Here is a 20,129-nt window from a genome sequence, read left to right on the forward strand (position 1 = left end):
ATCACTCCTTGTGGCGGTGTTCCATCAACCAGGCCATCAGGCCGATCACCGCGGCCCAGGCCAGGAACAGGTAGACCACCAGCCAGCCGGGGGCCGCCAGGGAACGATCGGCGATCAGCAGCAGCGGCGGGGAGAACAGCAGGGCCGCCAGTACGATCAGTGCGACCAGGCGCTCCTTCAGGCGCGGCGTGTTCACGAGGCGAAGGCGTCCTCCTTGTCCAGGGCGCTGGCCTGCAACGCCAGAGCCTGCTCCAGCGTCTCGATGCCGCGTGCTTCCAGCCGGGGCAGCAGCGAGAGCCACAACTCGGCGGTCACCCGGGCATCGCCCAGGGCAGTATGGCGGGTGCCGGGCGGGAAGCTGAGATCGTAGCGGTCGGCCAGGCTATCCAGGTCGTGGCCGTCGAGGCTGTCGTCGAGTGCCCGCGACAGCAGCAGGGTATCGAGAACCGGCATGTCGAAGTCGACGTTACCACCGGGTGGCTGGATGGCCAGCAGGTCGAAGGCGGCGTTGTGGGCCAGGATTACCGCCTCGCCGATGTAATCTCGAAAGCGTGGCAGTGCCACGTTGAGTGGCGGAGCACCGGAAACGTCGTCATCGGTGATGCCATGGATGGCGGTGCTGGCGGGAGGGATAGGCCGTTCCGGGTCAACCTTCAGGTCGAGGGTATCACTGGCCAGCAGTCGCGCATTGACGATGCGGCAGGCGCCTATGCTGACCACGGTGTCACCGCGGCGCAGCTCGAGCCCGGTGGTCTCGGTGTCGAAGGACACGATTTCCAGGGTCCTCAGGGGACGGGCCGCCAGCTCGGCGTCCGGAGAGGGCATCTCGGCAATGCCGAAGTCGTGGAATTCCGGACGCGGCGGGGTGCGTGGATGCGGCGCGCCGACCCGCTCGGTGGCCGGCAGCGGCAGGCGCACTCGGGCATGCTCGCCGTCCTCGTCGGCGAGGCTCCATGCATCGCTGGTGTGCTGGCGCAGGACATCGCTGACTCTTGGGGCCAGGGGCAGGGCATCCAGCCGTTCGGCACGCCACTCGTCCAGTACCTTCTCGCCCAACGGGCGCCCTCGCCAGATCAGATCCAGGTAGACGCGACGATTGCCCAGGCAGACCTCACCTTCCAGCTCGGCCTGGCCGCAATGTGACGACAGGCGCGGCAGCAGCGAGTCGAGCAGCACCAGCAGGGCCGGGGCGTCGCCCTTGAGCCAGGCCGGCATGCCGATGGGGGTGATATGCAGGGATGCATTGTCCTGGCGCTCATTGAGGGCCGACCAGAGATCATTGGACCATAGCGGGACAAGGCGCTCGCCCTCACGATGCATGTCCTCCATCAGCCGACCCATGCGCTCGAGCTGGGCTGCCAGGGCCCGGCTCTCCTCGTCGATTACCGCCTCCAGACGCTGGCCGAGTTCGCCGGCCGCAGCGTCGTCGCGTACGCCGACCAGGGCATCGGCGGCACTGGTCAGGCTGGCGCTGTGGCGGCGCAGTACCGGCAGCATCTCGGCGATGTCGGCGCGGGCCCCCATCTCGCTGGTCCACGCGGCCGTGGTATCGGTCAGTGTGAGCAGGGTCTCGTGATTGCTGTCGGGAACGCGCCGCAGTATCACATGCAGCCAGCGCTCGTTGCAGGGCACCAGGATCTCTCGCGCTGCGCCGTCATCGGGCAGCTGGCTGAGTGCTTCCTGAAGGCTGGAGATCGGCAGCAGGGTGTCGAGGCGCTTACCCAGCCCCAGGCCAGGGTGGTCGGCGAACAGCGTCTCGGCGGCCTGGTTGAAGAGCAGCACTCGGCGATGGTGATCGCAGAGCAGCAGCGGGGTGTCGAGCACCTGGAGCAGGGTCTCGAGCTCCTGGCGAATGCGGGCGGCACTGCGCGCGCCCTCGGTATGCGCCGTGGCCAGTCGCTCGCGGTCGGCCCGCCAGGCCTCGCGAACGCGCATGAGGTCGGGGCCGAGCCCGCGCAGCCAGCCCTCGGGCGGATAGTCCTGTCGAGCATCCGGGTTGGCCACCAGTCGGGCCAACTGCACCTGCAGATGGCGCAGTGGGGTGAACAGCTGGCGTTCGAGCAGCAGGCCGACCAGGAAGATGGTGCCGCCCCCGGAGAAGCAGCCCAGCCACAGCAGTAGCCGCGCCATGCCCTCGAGACCGGCGAGACTGTCCAGCCACAGGGCGAAGACAGCGCCGCCGAAGAAGCTGATGCCGCTGAGCAGCAGCCACAGGCCGATCAGCCGTTGGCGGCGAGGCAGGCGGGAGCCACGCTTGGCCATCAGGACACCTCGGCGAGCAGCTTCTTGACCTTTTCGACCAGCGCCTGGGTCGAGAAGGGCTTGGTGATGTAGTCGTCGGCCCCCAGGGCCATGCCCTTTTCTCGCTCTACCTCACGTCCATGGGCTGTCAGCATGATGATCGGCAGCTTGGCATGATTGGGGTCACCACGCAGCCGCTCGAGGACGTCGAAGCCACTGATGCCGGGCAGGCTGATATCCAGCAGGACCAGATCTGGTGGCGAGTCGTCGATGCATGCCAGGGCACTCTCGCCGTCCTCGGCGGTGTCGACCTGGAAGCCGGCCTGTTGCATCAGGAATTCCAGGGACAGAACGATATTGGCCTCGTCGTCCACCACCAGCACCTTGGACATGGTGCCCTCCTATGAGTGTGCGGTCTTTTATGCAGGGTTACCGATCAGTCTAGTGGCAGGCCGGGCGGTGGCAAAGACGACCTTGGCAGGAGTCGAGGGAGTCGGCGTGCTAAGGTGCGGAAGTTGCCCCCGATGCTGGGGGTCCACCGAGGAGGACTGCATGATCAAGGTGCATCATCTGGAGAATTCCCGCTCTCAGCGGATCCTGTGGCTGCTGGAGGAGCTCGGCGTCGACTACGAGGTCATCACCTATCCGCGCGACCCCCGTACGATGCTGGCGCCCGCGTCGCTTCGCGAGGTCCATCCGCTGGGCAAGTCTCCGGTGATCAGCGACGAGGCGCGGAACGGTCGCGTGGTGGCGGAATCCGGGGCAATCGTCGAGTACCTGGTCGAGCGTTTCGATGAGCAAGACCGCCTGGTGCCGCCCGCGGGCAGTGATGCACGCGAGCGCTACCGTTTCTGGCTGCATCATGCCGAAGGCTCTGCCATGCCGCCGCTGGTGATGCGTCTGGTGTTCTCATCGCTCGGCAAGCCCCCGGTGCCGGCGCTGGCCAGGCCCCTCGGCCGTGTTTTCGCCCGCGGAGTGGAGAAGCAGTTGCTGGAGCCGCAGATCCGCCAGCTGTGCGACTACTGGGAAGCCGAACTCGGGCGAGATAGCTGGTTTGCCGGGGAGGCGTTCACGGCGGCGGATATCCAGATGAGCTTTCCGCTGCTCGCCCTGGAAAACGGCGGTGGCCTGTCAGGATACCCCAGGCTCAAAGGCTTCATGGCGGCCTGCCGCGAGCGTCCGGCCTATCGTCGTGCCGTGGAGAAGGGTGGTGAGTTCTCGTTGGGGTGAAGATGAGTTGTGCTTACTCTCGATGCTTTGGCCTTCGCCTCGGCCCCAACGGTCCCAGCCACAGCCAGACCTGCAGGATCACCAGCACCGGCAGCCACCAGACCGGGGCGCCGGTCACCCGGTTGAGTACCAGATGAATGAAGAAGGCCGTGATACCGGCGATGAGGCCCACCACCGGGAAGAGCAGCGAGCGTTCTCTGCCGGGCCAGCGCGTCAGCCGGCAGAGCGAACCGATGAGGGCGCCGAAGACGGCGGTCAGCAACAGGGGGATCAGCAGGTCAAGCATGTCGAGCCTCGTAGAGAAGGGAGCAGCCTAGCGCTTTTCAGTAGCGGTGGCGCTTCGACCTTGGCGTCAGTCACCGCGGCGCAGCAGCTGGTTGCGTAGCGCCAGTTCGGCCCGTCCCAGCCACTCGTGCAGGGCGCGGGTGCTCTGATGGAGGTGGTAGGCGCGGGGGATCCAGGCGTGAATGCCCGGCGGTGGGGCGTTCGCGAACTCGGTCGGCCCAGCCGTGACGGCCAGACCGGCACGCTCGAATTCCGCCACTGCCCTCGGCAGGTGCCACGCCTGGGAGACCAGGGCGACATGCTCGATACCATCGGCCCCCAGCATCTCGGCGGTGTAGCGGGCATTCTCGGCGGTGCTGCTGCTGCGTCCCTCCATCCAGCGGACGGGCACCTCGAATACCTCGCGCAGCGCTGCCGCCATCAGACTCGCTTCGGCGCTGTGCTCGTCGTGAACGCGGCCGCCGCTGACCAGAATCGGTAGCTGGGTCTCGCGGTGCAGGTGGGCACCATAGGCCAGTCGACGCCAGCTGGCGTTGGACGGCGCATCGCCCCAGCCGAATTCCGGGGAGGCAGAATCGCGCCCGCCACCCAGGATCACGATGGCTTGGGCCTGATTCAATTGGCCGGGGCTGGCAAGGGCGGGAGGCTCGAGCCCTTGGCGCAAGGCGTGGCTGACCAGCGGGGTGGAGAGGGCCAGCAGGCTGGCCAGCCCCAGGGTGATGAGCAGGCCGCCGGTCAGATAACGAGCGCCAAGGGCGAGGCCGGCGAGGATCAGCAGGGCATTGATAACGGGCGGCAGCAGGAGATACTTCAGCGCTTCCATGGGCAGCTCTCGTTGGCGGTCATGTTGCCAGTGAACCAGCAGGCGAGCCGTTGTGCCAGCCAGGGCGCGTTAGGAACCGCATGCAGTGTCGCCGTCGGCCGATGTAAGCCCTTGTCACAGCTCGGTCTTCTCCGGGTATTCGCAGAGGTCCTCGATAATGCAGCTGCCACAGCGAGGCTTGCGGGCCAGGCAGGTATAGCGCCCATGGAGGATCAGCCAGTGGTGGGCATCCTGGCGAAATTCCCTGGGCACGTGCCTCAGTAGCTTCTTCTCGACCTCGACCACGTCCTTGCCCTTGGCTATCCCGGTTCGGTTGGCCACGCGGAAGATATGGGTATCCACGGCGATGGTGGGCTCACCGAAGGCGGTGTTGAGGATGACGTTGGCGGTCTTGCGGCCGACGCCTGGCAGGGCCTCGAGGGCCTTGCGGGTGCGTGGCACCTCGCCGCCGTGCTGCTCGACCAGGATCCGGCAAGTCTTCATCAGGTTCTCGGCCTTGGTGTTGTAGAGGCCGATGGTCCTGATGTGCTCCTTGAGGCCCTCGATCCCCAGCTCGAGGATCGCCTGTGGCGTGTTGGCCACCGGGAAGAGCCGGGCTGTTGCCTTGTTCACGCCCACGTCGGTGGCCTGGGCCGAGAGCAGCACCGCAGTGAGCAGCTCGAAGGGGGTGGTCCAGTGCAGTTCGGTAGTTGGCTCAGGGGTGTGGTCGCGCAGCCGTGCGAAGATCTCTTGGCGTTTCTGGGCGTTCATGGCGTTCCCTAGCGAGGGGCGCCGGGGGCAGGCCGTAGAGGAGGTCCTATGCCATGGATGGCATCGGTAGCGCCAGGGAAGGGTTCACAGCGCCTCCTCGCAGGCCTGTCGCCGGATCAGCCCCGAGCGGCAAGCGGTTTTCCGAAGTCTCGAATCATTCAAGAGCGTTGAGCGACATCCAGCGCCTTTCGCGACTCGGCAAGCAACCGCTCGGCTTCGGGCAGTTGCGCCAGGGCGGTGGCCTCGGCTTCGGCGTCGGCTCGGCGGCGGGCACTTTCCAGTTGCTGCTGCACGCGTTTCAGGGCCTGCTCCGCGGCCTTGACGGCCATCTGCCTCTGCCGATCTTGATGGGCACCGGCAGCGCTGCCCGAACCAGAAGCCGAGCCCGAGCGCTGACGCTGCTGTATCAGCCGCTTCTGTCGCTCCATTCGCTTCTCTCGTGCCTGGCGAGCCAGACGACGGTTGCGCGCCTCGAAGCGCTTGCGTCCTAGCTCGGCGCGGCGCGCCAGGTAGGCATCGCGCTCTTGATCGGTCTCGGCGGCCTCCCAAGCGGGGTGAGGCAACAGGTCGATGCAATCCACCGGGCAGGGCGCCACGCACAGCTCGCAGCCAGTGCACTCGTCCATGATCACCGTATGCATGTGCTTGGATGCCCCGAGGATGGCATCCACCGGACAGGCCTGGATGCATTTGGTGCAGCCGATGCACTCGGCTTCACGAATCCAGGCCACCAGCGGTGACTGCGAAGGCTCGGCCAGCGGCAACGCCGGGCGGCCGGTCAACTCGGCGAGCCGTTGGACGGTGCGCTGGCCACCCGGTGGGCAGCGGTTGATGGCCTCACCTGCGGCGACGGCCTCGGCATAGGGTCGACAGCCGGGCTGGCCGCACTTGCCGCACTGGGTCTGGGGCAGCTCTGCATCGATGGCGTCGATCAGCATCGCCCGGGAGCTGGTATCAGTGTTCGTCACGGCGGCGCCTCAGCGCACTCGTTGACCCGGCTCGGCACCGGAATCCGGGCTGAGCAGGTAGATGCCCTCATCGTCGCCGGCGGCAAGCACCATGCCCTCGGAAACGCCGAAACGCATCTTGCGCGGTGCCAGGTTGGCGACCATTACCGTCAATCGTCCCTCCAGGGCCTCCGGGGCATAGGCGACGCGAATGCCGGCGAAGACGGTGCGGGTCTCGCCGCCCAGGTCCAGGGTCAGCTTGAGCAGCTTGTTGGCCTTCTCAACATATTCTGCCTGGACGATGCGGACGATGCGCAGATCGACCTTGGCGAAGTCGTCGAAGTCGATCTCCTCAGCGATGGGGTCTGCGGCCAGCGGGCCCTTCGCGGTTTCCTTGAGTTTCTGTTCTTCCACCAGATCCTCCTTCGATGCCGCCATCATGGCATCGATCTTGTCCCGTTCCACGCGAGTCATCAGCGGAGTGAACTTGGCGATCTCGTGATCCACCAGCAGTGTGTGGCGGCTGTGCCAGTCGAGGCTGTCGAGCCCGAGGAACGCCCGAGCCTGTTCGGCCATGGCGGGTACCACCGGCGCCAGGTAGACCATCAACTGGCGGAACAGGTTGATGCCCACCGAACAGATTTCCAGTACCTCCTGCTCGCGGCCCTGCTGTTTGGCCAGCACCCAGGGCTCGGCCTCGGCGATATAGGTGTTGGCCTCATCGGCCAGTTCCATCACGCGGCGCATGGCCCGGCCGAACTCGCGGGCCTCGAAGTCCTCGGCGATGGCGTCACCCGCGGCGATGAAGCGTGCCACCATCTCGGGCTCGCTGCAGTGGCCGGCGAGGCGGCCGCCGCCGAGTTTCTTGACGAAGCCGGCGCAGCGGCTGGCGATGTTGACCACCTTGCCTACCAGGTCGCTGTTCACCCGGGCCGCGAAGTCCTCGAGATTGAGGTCCAGGTCGTCGACCCCCGAGGTCAGCTTGGCGGCGAAATAATAGCGCAGGTACTCCGGGTTGAGGTGGTCGGCATAGGTGGCGGCCTTGATGAAGGTGCCGCGCGACTTCGACATCTTGGCGCCGTTCACGGTGACGAAGCCGTGGCAGTTGACCGCCGTGGGCGTGCGGAAATCGGCGCCGTGCAGCATGGCAGGCCAGAACAGGGCATGGAAGTAGACGATGTCCTTGCCGATGAAGTGGTAGACCTCGGCGCTGGAGTCGGGTGCCCAATAGGTGTCGAAGTCCATCCCCTGACGGTCGCAGAGGTTCTGGAAGCTGGCCAGATATCCGATCGGGGCATCGAGCCAGACATAAAAGTACTTGCCCGGTGCGTCGGGGATCTCGAAGCCGAAGTAGGGCGCATCGCGGGAGATGTCCCACTCGTTGAAGCCCGACGCGAACCACTCCATCAGCTTGTTGCGGATCTGCGGCTGGACATGGTCATCGTCGATCCACGATTTCAGGAAGTCGGCGAAGTCCGGCAGCTTGAAGAAGTAGTGGGTGGAGCTTCTCACCTCGGGCGAGGCACCGGAGATCGCCGATACCGGGTCGATCAGCTCCGCCGGGGTGTAGGTGGCCCCGCAGGCCTCGCAGTTGTCGCCGTACTGGTCCTCGGTCTTGCACTTTGGGCAGGTGCCCTTGATGAAACGGTCGGCCAGGAAGAGCCCCTTCACGGAGTCGAACATCTGCTCGATGTCGCGGGTGGCGATATGCCCCTTGTCGCGCAGCCGGGTGTAGATCAGCTCGCTGAAGTGGCGGTTCTCAGGGGAGTGGGTCGAGTGATAGTTGTCGAAGGCCACCCCGAAGCGGGAGAAATCAGTCTGATGGTCGCGGGAAACCCGTTCGATCAGCGCCTCCGAGGCGATGCCCTCCTGCTCCGCACGCAGCATGATCGCGGTGCCATGGGCGTCGTCGGCACACACGTAGTGGCACTCATGCCCGCGGCTCTTCTGGAAGCGCACCCAGATATCGGTCTGGATGTACTCCAGCAGGTGGCCCAGGTGGATGGCACCGTTGGCGTAGGGGAGGGCGCTGGTGACCAGGATCTTGCGCGGATGGCGTGCGGTGTTCGACATGTCGGCTCTGGAAATCCCAAGAAAATCAGACCCTCGATTGTAGCCATCTTCGGCGCCCACTGCATCCGGCGGGTCGAGGTCTGTCTACTGCCAGAAGCTAGCTAACCTCGTGCCAAAATTGTCTGACGGGTTCGCGTGGCTGCCGCTACACTCAAAAGCGCACCGCATCCTTCGTTCCAGAGGGTCATCAACAATGTCAATCGCTGAACAAGTATCGATGGGGCCTTCGTTTCCCGAAGTGGTTCCCGAGGTAGCCGCTGCAGAGGCTTCTGCAGTAACTCTCGAAGTGATTCCTGAAGTCACTTCCGAAGAGGCGCCAGAAGTGACTCTCGAGGTGGTTCCTGGCGTCACAGTTGACGTGGTCTCGGAAGTGGCTACTGCCGCCTCTCACTCTGCCGTCAGCGCGTTGCCGACGAGTGTCGCCCAGGCCTCACAGCAGGTCTTCGACTGGTGGTTGCATCACTGGATGGACGCCTCGCATCCGCTGGCCAGGCTGCAGTGCGCCTGGATGGAATCCGTGTTCGAGGTCATACAGGTCGAGGCCGAGTTCCTGAATGCCTGCGCACTCTCGAATGCCAAGGTATGGAGTTGTCTCACCGATGCCAGGTCTCTTGCAGATTCCGCTTCCCTACACAGCTGCTACCATGAGGTGGCCAAGGACATGGCCGACGCGCACCTGGCGCGCCTCAGTAAGGTGGCTGAACTGCCCGATGACTTCCAGCAACGGCTCTGGGAAGAGATCTGCTAGGGAGCAGCCCGGACCAGGGTTGCCTGGTAATCACGATTGACGACCGCGGCGGGCGAGGAGGGCGATCCCCTTCCTCGCCCGTTTTCTCGTGAGTCACCGGAGCGTCTTCTGCAGTGACTCAGGATGCGCTGCGAAGGACGCCGAAGTGGGACATGCCTCGATCCTTGAGATGCAGTGCCTGCATGTGGCTCATCACTCCCTGGTCACAGTAGAGGAGGTATTCGCGGCCCCCGGGCAGCGTCTCGGCCTGGCCCTGAAGCTCGTAGAAGGGTATTGCCAGGCAGGGAACTTCCGAAATCACGAGAGGCGCCGCCTCGCGCTCTTCCGGGGGGCGGATATCGATCACGCTGACCGCCGGCATCTCGGCCAATGTGGCCGGCGAGTCGACCACGGTCACCTCGCCGGGTTGAGGCCAGCCTTCCAGCAGGCGGTTGGCACGGGTCACGGTGGCAGCATCGACGGCGGCATCGAGGACCGTGAAATCGAAGTCGGCCTCGGCGGCGAGCACCTTGTCGGTGGGTGCTCGGGTGTGGGGGCGACGCGAGATGACGCCGCAGTATTCGGGCATCTGCTCGGCGAAACGTGCGGTATCGATCCGGCGGGCCGTGTCGATGATCTCCTGCTTGTCCTCGGTGACCAGCGGCCGCAGGATCGGTAGCTTGCTTGCCGCATCGATCAGCGCCAGGTTGCTGAGGGTCTGGCTGGAGACCTGGGCGATGGCGTCCCCGGTGACCAGTACCGGTATGCCCGAGCGGGTGGCTACTCGGCTGGCTGCCCGAACCATCATGCGCTTGAGGACCACGCCCATCAGGCCATCGGGAATGCTGCGCAGTATTTCTGTCACCACGCCCTCGAAGGGCACCGAGGTAAAGTCGACATTGTGGGAAGCGCTGTAGCGTTGCCACAGGTGATGGGTGACCTCCCGCACGCCCGACTCGTGGGCCGGCCCCCCCAAGTTGAAGAACAGGTAGTGGGTCTTGATGCCGCGGCGCAGCATCCGCCAGGCCGCCACCGGTGAGTCGAACCCGCCTGAGACCAGTGCCAGGGCCTGCCCCTGAACGCCCAGCGGGTAGCCCCCCAGGCCAGGGCGACGTGAGCGGATCAACTGCAGCCGCTTGTGAGTCAGCTCCACCGACACCACCACCTCGGGATTTTTCAGATCAACCCGTGCCGATGGCTCGGCCGCCAGCAGGGCGCTGCCCAGGTGTCGCTCGAGATCCATTGAGGAGAAGTCGTGGTCGCCCCGGCGCTTGGCCCGGACCCTGAAACGACGCCCAGCAATGGCTGCCTTCCAGTGCGGCACGATCCAGGCGGCAGCTTCGGTGAGCGAGGTGCAGGGCACTGCTTCGGTGGCTAGCACTTCGTGGATGCCGGGAATGCGCGTCAGGGTTTCTTCCATCTCCTGTACTCGCCCCGGGGATAGCGCCTCGGGCAGGCTCACGAGCAAAGCGTCCCAGCCACCTTTGACGCGTACGCCCTCATCTAGCTGGCGCAGGATATTGCGCACATTGCTGGCCAGGCAGCGGGTCATGTGCTGGCGGACGGAGCGGGACTTGATGGTGATTTCGGGGTGAAGCTTGAGCAGATAGGTCATTCGACAGGCAGGGCAGCAACGATATGTGCTGCCTATTCTACCAAGGGCAGGCCATCAAGGGCAGGCCCGACCCTCACTGCACCTGAGTTGGCGGGGAGGGGCCTCTCCCGGCATGAGACCGGGAAAGGCGAGGCATTCAGCAGCGGTGCGGGCCGGCCCTCAGTAGAGTGCCTGCTCTTCCTTGACCACTTCCTTGAGCAGTTCGAGGAAGAGCCGGTCGGCCTCTGAGTGCTCCTCGGGGTCCTCGGGGATGTGAATGCTGGTGGTATCCGATATCTCGTTGGCGATCTTCGCCATTGCCCGGTCCCTGCTGTCTTCCGTCAACTGGCGGCGGGCGATCTCCAGTGACTGCTCGAGGATCTTCGGGTCCTGCAGAAGTTTCTTGATGAAGCCCCGCAACTCGTTGATCACGCGGGTCTTCTGGATTTCCGATGAGGCCATGACGTTCTCCTTGGGGTGACCATGCCCATGACGTTTCGGGGGCGGTCAGACGATACCACGTTTGCCGGCGAGCGTGGTTTGACGAAGGGAGTGCCATCGAGATGGTCAGTGTGGCGGCTTGTAAGCATTGTTCTACATCAAGCGTTGGTAATCTCCTGACTGACCGGTGGGCTTCGGGACTGGACAATTCCCCTCATTCAGTTACGCTGCATTACAAAGCGACACATCATGCAATAGCATGTTGCATCTGATGTTTTCAAACTATCCTGAACTAGTCCAATGGGCAGCATCGGGTGGTCGTTGTAGGAAGTCGGGAAGGGATGCGCCATGGGCTTGATCGTTCGCCCCATGGGGCCCGTCACAATAATTAAACAAGAAGATCATCACATCTCCGGGCAGGCCTGATCGTCCAGTGGTCGGGTCGCTTCGATCATGAAAGGGAACACCCATGAAACGCACTACCGATTCCGTTAGCCGTACCTCTGTATGTCGCCTTGCCGGCACCCTGGCCCTGGGGTCTTCGCTGGCACTTCTACCGCTTGCCGCGGCCGTCGCTCAGTCTCTACCGTCGGGGTTGTCGTCTCCCGGCTCCACCGATCTACGGCAAGTGGTCCAGCAAGCGATCTCGACCAATCCCGAAGTGCAGGCCGCCTGGAACGGTTTCCGTGCCTCCGGCCATGACATCGGGGTGGCACGCGGCAACTACCTTCCCAGCGTCGATGTCTCTGCCGGCATGGGCGTGGAAGATCGTGAACTCGATGGTCGCGGCAGTTACGACACCAGCTATGCCGAACTGACCGTTACCCAGATGCTCTGGGATGGTCTCGCCACCGCCAGTGAGGTCGAGCGCCTCGATCGCGCCGAACTGGTGAGCTATTACGAGTTGCTGGGGGCCAGCGAGGACGTGGCCCTAGAAGCGACCCAGGCCTACCTGGATGTTCAGCGCTACCGTGAACTGGTTCGCCTCGCCCAGGATAACTACCGTGAACACCTGCGCGTCTATGATCAGATCGAGGAGCGAGTGCGGTCTGGCGCTGGCCGCGGCGTCGACCTGGAGCAGATCAGTGGTCGCCTGGCGCTCGCCGAGTCAAACCTTTTGACCGAGGCTTCCAACCTTCACGATGTAACCGCGCGTTACCAGCGCATCGTGGGTAACCTTCCGGCCGAGAACCTGGCTGAGGTTCCTCAGATGGATGAGCGTCTGCCGGAGGATGTCAGTCGAGCGATCGACCTGGCCTTCCAGGGTAATCCCGACTTCCATGCCGCCATCGAGAACATTGAGGCCTCTCGCGCCGAGCAGCGGGGTACTCGCTCGGCCTTCCAGCCGCGGCTTGACCTGCGCGGGAGTACCGGCACCTACGAGAATAGCGACGGCAGCTACGACGTCGTCACCGATGGCGAACGACGAGACCGACACACCATCGAGCTGGTGGCGAGCATGAACCTCTATCGTGGCGGCAGCGACCTGGCCTCCTTCCGCGCCGCCAGCGACCGGGTCGAGCAGGCCATCAACCAGCGCGAACAGGCCTGCATCAACGTGCGACAGACCACCCAGATCGCCTACAACGATACCCAACGCCTGCGTGAGCAGTTGCAGTATCTCAACGGCCATCGTCAGTCCATTGACCGGGTACGGGGTGCGTACCAGCAGCAGTTCGACATTGGCGAGCGCACACTGCTCGACCTGTTGGACAGCGAGAACGAATACTTCGAGGCCAGCCGCGCCTATGTCAACGCCGAATACGACATTGCCGCGGCCGATGCCCGTACCCTGGCCGCCATGGGGCAGTTGATGCAGACACTGGAAGTCCGTCGCGATGACCTGCCGACCCTGGCCGAACTGGGTAGCGATGGCGTGGATATCGACCCGGAGACGATCTGCCCCTCCCAAGGGCCCCAGCGTTTCACGCTCGAGGATCTGATCGGTAACGTCGAGGCGCCCCAGCGAGCACCTGATGTGACGCTTTCGGCCGACGCCTTGTTCGAGATCAACAGTGCTGTCTTGAGCAGCGAGGCGCGTGCCGAGCTCGATGCGCTGGTAGCGGATATCCAGCGCATCGATAACCTCGAGCGCGTGTTCATCGCCGGGCATGCCGACATCACGGGCAACGATGCGATCAACGACCCGCTCTCCCAGGCCCGTGCCGATAGCGTGGCGGGCTATCTGGTCAGCCAGGGGGTCGCGCGTGGGTTGATCGAAACCCGCGGCTACGGCTCCCGCCAACCGGTGGCCAGCAATGCCACGGTAGAAGGGCGCCGCCTGAACCGTCGGGTCGAGGTGACCCTGGAGCGCGTTGGCGAGAATCTCGACCTGAGTGGCCATGCCTTCGACGGCGACAGCGAATTCGTGGCCATCGGCAGTGACATGCCATCGGCCGGCTGGGCTGCCGCGCCGGTCGGTCTCTACAGCGAGGTGGATGCGCGTGTCGCCGAGCCGGTGATCCTGGCGCGCCAGGAGCAGGCATTCCTGCAGGTCGCCGCTCTGCAGAACGAGGCCCGTGCCAGCGGCCTGGGCGAGCATCTGGAAAATGAGCTCAACTTGCCTGTCAGGCTGAATTCCGGCGGTTCGCTGCACCGCGTCCAACTCGGCCCGATCGACGATCCCGCACAGATACACCAGCTCCGCCAACGCCTCGAGGCCATGGGCTACCACGGAAGCTACACGGTACGCGGCTGATTCTGATCCGGGATACCGGCAGGTGTGACCTGCCGGTATGACTCGCCTCGCCGTTACCGCGGCGGGGCGTCTTGATATTCGAGGTGGCTGTGTCGCAGAGAGAAGACCTAGATCCCGGGCCGGGTTCATCACGGTCGGCAGTGTATGACGAGTTACTCGAGTGCCTGCTGACTATTGCCCTCTACCATGACCAGGCGGCCACCGCGGAATCCCTCACCGCCGGCCTGCCGCTTGAGGAGGGAAAACTCACACCCTCGGTATTTCCCCGTGCGGCGTCCCGGGCCGGGTTGAGCGCGCGATTGGTCAAGGAGCGCCTGGTGCAGCTCAACCCCGAGCTGTTCCCGGTAGTACTGCTGCTCGAACCTGGCCGCGCCTGCGTGCTGGTGGCGCTCGACCTCAAGGCGAGGCGTGCCCGGGTCATCTTTCCCGAACTGGGTGATGCCGAGGCAGAGGTCAGCCTGGATGGCCTGCAGTCGAGCTACAGCGGCCATGCCATCTATGCCCGTCCGCGTTTCCGATTCGACGCGCGCGGGCCCGAAGTCAACCGGCAACGCTCGCGCCACTGGTTCTGGGGGGTGATCCGCGAGAACCGCAAGCTCTATCGCGACGTCATCATCGGCTCGGTGATGATCAACCTCTTCGCGGTGGCGATGCCGCTGTTCGTTCTCAATGTCTACGACCGCGTGGTACCCAACCAGGCCACCGAGACGCTCTGGGTGCTGTCGGCGGGGATCTTCATCGTGCTCTGCTTCGACTTGGCCATGAGGCTGATGCGTAATGCCTTCGTTGACCTGGCCGCCAGTCGGGCCGACGTCAAGCTGTCGTCGTCGATCATGGCCAGGGTGTTGGGGCTGCGCATGGAAGCGCGGCCGGCCTCCACCGGCTCCTTCGCCGCCACCCTGCAATCCTTCGAGTCGGTGCGTGCCTTCATCGGTTCGGCCACGATCGTGTCGCTGGTCGACCTGCCCTTCGTGTTGATGTTTGCGGGAATCATCGCGCTGATCGGCCCGCCGCTGGTGATTCCGGTGCTGGTGGGAATCGTCTTCGTACTGCTCTATGCCATGGCCGCCCAGAGCAAGCTCCATGAGTTGTCCGAGACCACCTGGCGAGTGGGGGCCCAGCGCAACGCCACCCTGGTCGAATCGATCTCGAATCTGGAGACGGTCAAGTCGCTGCGGGCCGAAAGCCGCATCCAGGGCACCTGGGAAAAGGCCTCGGCCTTCCTGTCGCGCACCTCTGCCCAGTTGCGTCTGGTCAGCTCCTCGGTTTCCAGCGTGGCGCTCTGGGCGCAGCACAGCGTGGCGGTATGCGTGATCATTATCGGGGTCTACCAGATCATCGAGGGCAACCTGAGCCAGGGCGGACTGATCGCCGCCTACCTGCTGTCATCGCGGGCCATGGCACCGATCAGCCAGGCCGCGGCCCTGCTGGCGCAATACCACCAGTCTTCCACCGCCCTGGATTCCCTCAATGCCGTCATGGAACGACCGGTGGAGCGTCCCGAGGGCAAGGCTTTCGTCGATCGTCCGCTGATCCGTGGCGAGATCCGCTTCGACAAGGTGTCCTTTCGTTATCCTGACGAGGAGCGCGATGCCCTGCGCGACATCAGCCTCAAGCTCGAGGCCGGCGAGAAGGTTGCGCTGCTGGGTCGGGTGGGTTGCGGCAAGTCGACGCTCAACAAGTTGATGCTGGGGCTCTATCAACCCACTGCAGGGGCTGTGATGGTAGACGGTGTGGATATTCGCCAGTTCGACCCGCTCCAGCTGCGGCGCCACATCGGCTATGTGCCCCAGGACGTCAGCCTCTTCTACGGCACCCTACGTGACAATATCGTCGCCGGTGGCGGCAGCGACGGGGTGGACGACGAGGCCCTGCTGCGCGCTATCGAGCTTGCCGGCCTGCAGGGGCTGGTCAACGGCCACCCGCATGGTGTCGACCTTTCGGTGGGTGAGGGAGGCCAGATGCTCTCCGGCGGCCAACGCCAGGCGGTGGCCATCGCCCGGGCGCTGGTCCATGACCCGCAGATCCTGCTGCTCGACGAGCCCTCCAGCGCCATGGATCACGCCAGCGAGGAAGCCTTCAAGGCCAACCTCAAGGCCTATGCGCAAGGCAAGACGATGATCGTCGTTTCGCATCGTACCTCGCTGCTGTCACTGGTGGACCGTATCGTGGTCATCGATGCCGGCAAGGTGGTCGCCGATGGCCCGCGTGACAAGGTGGTCGAGGCGCTTCGCAAGGGCCAGATCGGGAGGGCCAGCTGATGGCAAGCGAGTCTCGCAAGAGTGCTGAACAGCAGGGCTTCGAGGCCATCGGTCGCTTCTCCGAGGTCGGTGGCAAGCCGTTCCGTCCCTTCATGGACCGGCTGTTCGCCCGCCGTGTCTCGGCGGCCCACCTCAATCGTGACTGGGCCAGCGATGCCGACTGGGCCCGGCTGCAGCAGGCCCCCCTGCGCGCTCGGGCCTTCCTGTACGTGGCAGTGCTGGCGATTGTCGGTCTGATCACCTGGTCCTGGTTTGCGGCCATCGCCGAGGTGACGCGCGGTACCGGCCGCGTGGTGCCCTCCAGCCAGCTGCAGCGGGTACAAACCTATGACGGCGGTGTGGTACAGGAGATCCTGGTGCGCGAGGGGCAGATAGTCGAGCAGGGCGAGGTGCTGATGCGCATCGACCCGACCCGCTATGCTGCGACCTTCCGCGAGAACCGTGTCCAGGCTTATGCGCTGGAGGCCAAGGCCGAGCGGCTTCGGGCCCTGGTCACCGACACTCCCTTCAGTCCTTCGGAGGAGCTGCGCGCCGATGCGCCGGACATCGTTGCCCAGGAACGCGAGGTCTACGAGAGCTACCGTGAGGAGTTGCGCGAGCAACAGCAGGTACTGGAAGACCGCATCCGCCAGCGCGAGGAGGAGCTCAACGAAGCCGTGGCCAGGCGCAACACCGCCCAGCGTAATGCCAACATGATCAGTCGCGAACTGAATCTGACCCGGCCACTGCTCAACTCCGGGGCGGTTTCCGAGGTCGAGGTGTTACGCCTGGAGCGGCAGCTTTCCCAGGCGCTTGGCGAGCGTAACCAGGCCGACGCAGCAGTAGCCCGCCTTCAGGCGGCCGTCGAAGAGGCGCGCAACCAGCTCAGTGAACTTGGCGCGGAGCGTCGCAGCGACTGGCGTGACGACCTCTCCCAGACTCTGGGCGACCTTTCCGCGCTGGACGAATCCGGTGAAGGCCTTCAGGACCGCGTCCGGCTGGCCGAGATCCGTTCGCCGGTGGATGGCGTCGTGCAGCGACTGGGAATCAATACCATCGGCGGGGTGGCACAGCAGGGCCAGGAGGTAGTCGACATCGTGCCTACCGACGACAAGCTGATGGTCGAGGCGCGGATTGCGCCGCAGGATATCGCCTTCCTGCATCCCGGGCAGCCGGCCACCATCAAGCTCACCGCCTACGACTATGCCATCTACGGCGGCCTCGAGGCCGAGCTGGAACATATCAGTGCCGACACCATCACCGACGATGAAGGCAATACCTTCTACTTGGTGCGCGTGCGGACCGTGGACAAAAAGCAGATCGATGACGATATCCAGGTGATCCCCGGTATGACGGCCCAAGTGGATATCATTACCGGCAAGCGCACCGTGATGCAGTACCTGCTCAAGCCGGTGCTTCGGGCCTGGAACAATTCCATGGGAGAACGCTGATGGCGCAGCTCTTCGTCTACCAGGGAAAGGACGACATCCCCCGCTGGCGTGAGGCCTTCCCCGAGGCCCGGGTCGTCTTGCCCGAGCAGGCTCGAGCCCAGGCCGCCTCGGGGGACCGGGTCTGGGTGATGACCCAGACCCCCGACTGGCCCAACCTCGTCTCGGTGCTCGCGCGACGCAGAGCGACCCTTAGTGTGCTCAGTTATGCGCCCGACTCGCGGGAAGCCTTCCAGGCCCTGGAGGCCGGCGCCCGCGGCTATGCCCATGCCCTCTCTCCGCCTGAGCTGCTTCGCCAGATCGAGGTGGTCACCAACAACCAGGGCATCTGGGTGTTGCCCGAGCTGCTGGCCCAAGTGGTCGGCGGTGCCTTCCGCGCCCTGGGCGGCCAGGCCGTCCTGCGGGAGGAGAGTCTTGCACCTCTCACAGAAAGAGAGCGCGCCGTAGCTCTGGCCGTCGCCGACGGCCAAACCAACAAGGAAGTCGCCCGCCGCCTGGATATCACCGAGCGCACCGTCAAAGCCCATCTAGGGGCGGTGTTCCGCAAGCTTGGCGTGCGCGACCGACTGCAGCTGATCCTGCGCCTCTCCCACCAGGACGCCAGCGTCGGCGAAAGCTGACCTGCGCCGTCCACGGACCGCACGGGCCCTGGTTTTTTTTGCCACCCTGTCCATCGGTCCAATATCCGAGTGACAATTTGTTACCTAGTGTTAGTGCATAAGTCACAAAAGGCTGTGTTGCCTCTGGGCTTTCCTCGGGCCAGCCGATAACGAAGAACACCACGCAAGGAGTCATCCCATGGCTATCGCAACCGTCATCTCCATTACCGGTGAAGCCTACGTCCGCGACGAGAACGGCAATCTGCGCGAACTCAGCGTCGGCGATACCCTCGAGGAAGGCGAGGTCCTCGTCACCTCCGAGAACGGTCGCGTACAGCTCGACTTCGGCGATGGTATCGACCCCACGGTGATCGAGGGCGGCCAGCAGGTGGCCATGACGCCGGACCTTATCCAGCTTCAGCGGTTGGCCGACCAGGCCGAGGATGACGAAGATCTCGCCGAGGACGAATCCTCTGCCCTGGATGAGGACCTCGAGGCCCTGCTCACGGCGATCGAGGAAGGTGACGACGACCTGCTCGCGAGTCTTGATGCCACTGCGGCCGGTGCCGGCGGTGGTGGCGGTGAAGGTGGTGGGCATGATTTCGTGCGCCTGGTACGGATCACGGAAAATACCGACCCCCTGGCTTTCGAGTTTTCTTCAGCGTCATTGGACAGCGTCGAGTTCGATGAGGCCGAGCCCGAGCTACTTTTAGCGGAGGAGGACGAGACAGTCAATGGCACCGTAACCTTCGAATTCTTCAGCGGGGAAGTCAATGTTGGCGGAGAGAGTGTCGTAGAGGGCAATAACTTCACGCTCGTGGCAACGGTAGACACGGCACCCGTTGGCTCGCCCTTGGTCATCACACTGTCCAACGGTCAGCAAATCACTATCCCGGTTGGTGGGACGTCCGGCCAAGTAGTCCTGGATAGCCGCGAGGACGATCTCTACGTACAGGGCGATGAAACCATTGTTCTGAGCGTTACGGGTACGACTGGTGGAGGATTCGATGAGCTGACAGTCGGGGACGTTCCCTCGCTGACCGTAGTTGACGACAACGATGTCACCGGCATCGAACTGTTCATTCCTGATGCTGAATTTAATCTCCCCGCCCAGGGAGACAATCAGTACTCATTTGGAGTGCTCCAGCAACCGTTTATCGAAGGCGGTTGGAGCGATCAGCCATATCCGGGTGGCACCCTCGAAGGTACCCAGGTGACCGTCGGGGCCCGTGTAGAGAATGCGCCACAGGACACCGACCTGATCATCAGGCTCTCCAATGGCGAAGAAATAACTATCGCAGTCGGCGACACTGAAGGCACTACTACATTTGAACTGCCCAATGTCCCGGAAGGTGGCGATACTTTGGAGCTGACCATCGAGTCAGTATCCGGCGGTAACTATGAAGCCGTCGACTTTGCTGACGCCCTCGCTCAGTTCGATATCATTGATAGCCGACCCTTTGGCGGAGAAACCGTTGCGCTGGTCGACGACGAGGGACTGGCGGGCGGCAACGAGGCTGGTATCGATGATGATGAAGGCCAAGGCGATAACGAAGCTACCTACAGCGGCAACCTCGGATTCAGCTACGGTGGGGATGGGCCGGGAACAGTCGATTTCTCTGCCATGGACCAACAAACCGCTTCCTTGGGGCAGGAAAATATTACCTACAGCTGGGATGCTGATACCAGCACCCTGACGGCAAGCGTCAACACTGGAGATCGAGAGGGCACCAACCTTTTCACCGTCACCATCGATGACGCGGACACCGGTGATTACACGGTTGAGCTTCTCAACAACATCCTGCACTCGGAAGGGGATGACGAGAATAACGCGTTTGCCAACCTGACCTATACCGTCACCGATGCCGATGGTAGTGAAGAGCCAGGATATTTGGGTATTAACTTCGATGATGATACGCCCAAGGCCGAGGATGTGGATGCCGGCACCCTCACCGAGGACGGTGACACCACCGTGGTCAGCGGCAACGTCTTCGATGATGAGGATGCGGCCTATGGTGCTGATGGCGCCGGCA

At 64.0% G+C, this 20,129-nt stretch carries 17 protein-coding genes; 7 read left to right on the forward strand and 10 right to left on the reverse strand.

Annotation, left to right across the window (positions count from 1 at the left end; all coding sequences use genetic code 11):
- Position 1: 1 nt before the first annotated feature.
- The 3 genes from BMY30_RS10045 to BMY30_RS10055 are packed head-to-tail and all read right to left on the reverse strand — an operon-like array spanning position 2 to position 2,633.
- The gene (locus BMY30_RS10045) at positions 2-196 is read right to left on the reverse strand and encodes a hypothetical protein (RefSeq protein ID WP_089713205.1); all 195 of its coding nucleotides are present in this window, start codon (positions 194-196) and stop codon (positions 2-4) included.
- Complete coding sequence (locus BMY30_RS10050) at positions 193-2,262, reverse strand: exonuclease domain-containing protein (RefSeq protein WP_089713208.1); 2,070 nt, start codon at positions 2,260-2,262, stop codon at positions 193-195. The genes BMY30_RS10045 and BMY30_RS10050 overlap by 4 nt, the downstream gene beginning before the upstream one ends.
- The gene (locus BMY30_RS10055) at positions 2,262-2,633 is read right to left on the reverse strand and encodes a response regulator transcription factor (protein WP_089713211.1); all 372 of its coding nucleotides are present in this window, start codon (positions 2,631-2,633) and stop codon (positions 2,262-2,264) included. The genes BMY30_RS10050 and BMY30_RS10055 overlap by 1 nt, the downstream gene beginning before the upstream one ends.
- 160 nt (positions 2,634-2,793) lie before the next feature.
- Here BMY30_RS10055 and BMY30_RS10060 point away from each other — a divergent pair, with 160 nt between their 5' ends.
- Positions 2,794-3,471, forward strand: a complete 678-nt coding sequence (locus BMY30_RS10060) for a glutathione S-transferase family protein (RefSeq protein ID WP_089713213.1) — start codon at positions 2,794-2,796, stop codon at positions 3,469-3,471.
- A 13-nt stretch (positions 3,472-3,484) separates the two neighbouring features.
- On the opposite strand, the gene BMY30_RS10065 is transcribed toward BMY30_RS10060, so the two are convergent.
- From BMY30_RS10065 to metG, 5 genes are all read right to left on the reverse strand, one after another.
- Complete coding sequence (locus BMY30_RS10065) at positions 3,485-3,757, reverse strand: hypothetical protein (protein ID WP_089713216.1); 273 nt, start codon at positions 3,755-3,757, stop codon at positions 3,485-3,487.
- A 66-nt stretch (positions 3,758-3,823) separates the two neighbouring features.
- Positions 3,824-4,579 carry a YdcF family protein gene (locus tag BMY30_RS10070; protein ID WP_089713217.1) on the reverse strand — a complete coding sequence of 252 codons (756 nt, stop codon included), beginning with the start codon at positions 4,577-4,579 and terminating at the stop codon, positions 3,824-3,826.
- 114 nt (positions 4,580-4,693) lie between these two features.
- Entirely contained in the window at positions 4,694-5,329 is a 636-nt protein-coding gene (gene nth / locus BMY30_RS10075) for an endonuclease III (protein ID WP_089713219.1), read from the reverse strand.
- Positions 5,330-5,487: 158 nt separating this feature from the next.
- Positions 5,488-6,297, reverse strand: a complete 810-nt coding sequence (locus BMY30_RS10080; protein WP_342027781.1) for an RnfABCDGE type electron transport complex subunit B — start codon at positions 6,295-6,297, stop codon at positions 5,488-5,490.
- A gap of 9 nt (positions 6,298-6,306) precedes the next feature.
- Complete coding sequence (gene metG, locus BMY30_RS10085) at positions 6,307-8,349, reverse strand: methionine--tRNA ligase (RefSeq protein WP_089713223.1); 2,043 nt, start codon at positions 8,347-8,349, stop codon at positions 6,307-6,309.
- 193 nt (positions 8,350-8,542) lie between these two features.
- Between metG and BMY30_RS10090 the strand changes: the two genes are divergently transcribed.
- Complete coding sequence (locus BMY30_RS10090) at positions 8,543-9,097, forward strand: hypothetical protein (RefSeq protein WP_211607295.1); 555 nt, start codon at positions 8,543-8,545, stop codon at positions 9,095-9,097.
- Between the two features lie 118 nt (positions 9,098-9,215).
- On the opposite strand, the gene thiI is transcribed toward BMY30_RS10090, so the two are convergent.
- Both thiI and BMY30_RS10100 read right to left on the reverse strand, forming a co-directional pair.
- Entirely contained in the window at positions 9,216-10,691 is a 1,476-nt protein-coding gene (gene thiI, locus BMY30_RS10095) for a tRNA uracil 4-sulfurtransferase ThiI (RefSeq protein ID WP_089713227.1), read from the reverse strand.
- Between the two features lie 159 nt (positions 10,692-10,850).
- A complete protein-coding gene (locus BMY30_RS10100) occupies positions 10,851-11,132 on the reverse strand; it encodes a hypothetical protein (RefSeq protein ID WP_089713229.1) in 282 nt (93 codons plus the stop codon).
- Positions 11,133-11,580: 448 nt separating this feature from the next.
- On the opposite strand from BMY30_RS10100, the gene BMY30_RS10105 reads away from it, so the two are divergent.
- The 5 genes from BMY30_RS10105 to BMY30_RS10125 all read left to right on the forward strand — a co-directional run.
- Positions 11,581-13,809 carry a TolC family outer membrane protein gene (locus BMY30_RS10105; RefSeq protein ID WP_089713232.1) on the forward strand — a complete coding sequence of 743 codons (2,229 nt, stop codon included), beginning with the start codon at positions 11,581-11,583 and terminating at the stop codon, positions 13,807-13,809.
- 140 nt (positions 13,810-13,949) lie between these two features.
- Positions 13,950-16,070, forward strand: a complete 2,121-nt coding sequence (locus BMY30_RS10110) for a type I secretion system permease/ATPase (RefSeq protein ID WP_244516176.1) — start codon at positions 13,950-13,952, stop codon at positions 16,068-16,070.
- Positions 16,070-17,500, forward strand: a complete 1,431-nt coding sequence (locus tag BMY30_RS10115; protein WP_089713234.1) for an HlyD family type I secretion periplasmic adaptor subunit — start codon at positions 16,070-16,072, stop codon at positions 17,498-17,500. Before BMY30_RS10110 ends, BMY30_RS10115 begins: the two co-directional genes overlap by 1 nt.
- Positions 17,500-18,117, forward strand: coding sequence for a response regulator transcription factor (locus BMY30_RS10120; protein WP_089713236.1), 618 nt, complete (start codon positions 17,500-17,502; stop codon positions 18,115-18,117). Before BMY30_RS10115 ends, BMY30_RS10120 begins: the two co-directional genes overlap by 1 nt.
- Before the next feature lie 178 nt (positions 18,118-18,295).
- A partial coding sequence (locus BMY30_RS10125) for a retention module-containing protein (protein ID WP_139195505.1) occupies positions 18,296-20,129 on the forward strand: 1,834 nt, incomplete at its 3' end.

This window comes from Halomonas daqiaonensis, from assembly GCF_900109725.1.
Classification (GTDB): domain Bacteria; phylum Pseudomonadota; class Gammaproteobacteria; order Pseudomonadales; family Halomonadaceae; genus Halomonas; species Halomonas daqiaonensis.